Here is a 1,400-nt window from a genome sequence, read left to right as displayed (position 1 = left end):
TCAGTACATCACAAAGCCGGTTAGTTGAGACGTCTGCTTGCAGAAGGTGTGTCTAATACCAAGCAAGCAGACAGTGAAATCCACGAGGACCAGCTCCTTAACTTCCTCGTCAACCGACTTGACGAGGAAGTTTCTCTGAATCTCGCCAACAACGCTAAAATCGATGCAGAGGACATCTACGAGGTCCTCGTCGGTGCATGCACCGACGGGACCTCCGTCTCCACGCTCTGCGAAAACAGTGAAGACGCGCCTCCCGCAAACACGATCCTCTACCATCTCCGAACGAAGTTTGAACTGGACCAACTCCAACGAGTTGGCAACACGCTTCTCCAGAAGGACGTTTTCGACGTCCTTCCCGAGCAGGTGGAGGTCTGCGCAGACCTCCACCTGCGGCCCTACTATGGTGACGAAGACGACACGGATGGTCTCTATCACTCCCAAGCAAAGCGTGGAACCACCGCCTTCCACGCCTACGCCACACTCTACGCGCGTGTGAAGAACAAACGCTACACCCTGGCGGTGCGCCGTCTCGAAGACGGCGACACCGCCAGCAGTGTCCTCGCAGAGTTTCTCGGCCTCCTTGACGGCCTTGACGTTGAGGTCAAGGCCGTCTATCTTGACCGCGAATTCTACGACAGCAAGTGTTTGACGCTGCTTCAGACGCACAACCACGCCTACGTCATGCCAATTGTCCGCTGGGGAAAGGCGATCAAGCAAGAACTCACGGAAGGCTGGAGTCGCGTGATTCAGCACAGTCTGACGGCGAAACTCGACGGTCACAGCTGGACCGTCGAGTTTCCCGTCTACATCGACTGTACCTACCAGAATGGGCGGTATGATGAGCATGGAGTGGCGCGTCACGGCTACGCCGCTGACGCGCCGTTCATCGACACACCACGCGATGCTCGATACCACTACGCGAAACGCTTCGGTATCGAGGCGAGCTATCGACTCTCCGAACAAAGTATTGCGACAACCTCGACTCAAAATCCGGTCGTACGGCTGTTATACGTCGTGGTGAGCTTGCTGTTACAGAACGTCTGGCGGTATTTGCATTGGGAGTACGTGGCGACGCCCCGCCGTGGGGAGCGTCGCCTCTGGGAGTGGTCGTTCAAGGAGTTCATCAACATGATTCGACGGGCAGCGTGGACGGCCCTCGCGGTGCGTCGGGCCGTCCCCGCAAACCGACCACCAGACGACCGGTTTAGCCGGTAATCACCACCCAGACAGCCTTCAGCGGGAGTGGCGACGCTGTCGCGTCGGCGGCGAATCGCCGCCGACAGCGACGCCTCTCGGTCGGTTCGTCCAAGGTTCTCTCGTTGAGACCGTCAGTGTAACCGCTCTGAGACAGAACTCAGGCTTCAGAAACAGCTAGCCGAGGATGCTTTGTGAGGTACTGA

Annotated in this window: 1 protein-coding gene; it reads left to right on the top strand. The window is 57.8% G+C overall.

The window, feature by feature from the left end; translation table 11 throughout:
- Nucleotides 1-48: 48 nt before the first annotated feature.
- Complete coding sequence (locus tag NDI65_RS22120) at nucleotides 49-1,215, top strand: ISH3 family transposase (protein ID WP_310894440.1); 1,167 nt, start codon at nucleotides 49-51, stop codon at nucleotides 1,213-1,215.
- The last annotated feature ends 185 nt before the right edge of the window (nucleotides 1,216-1,400 follow it).

The organism is Haloferax sp. S2CR25 (genome assembly GCF_031624535.1).
Taxonomy (GTDB): Archaea; Halobacteriota; Halobacteria; order Halobacteriales; family Haloferacaceae; genus Haloferax; species Haloferax massiliensis.
Note: the sequence above shows the minus strand (reverse complement) of the source record. Positions and strands in the feature narration are given on the sequence as shown.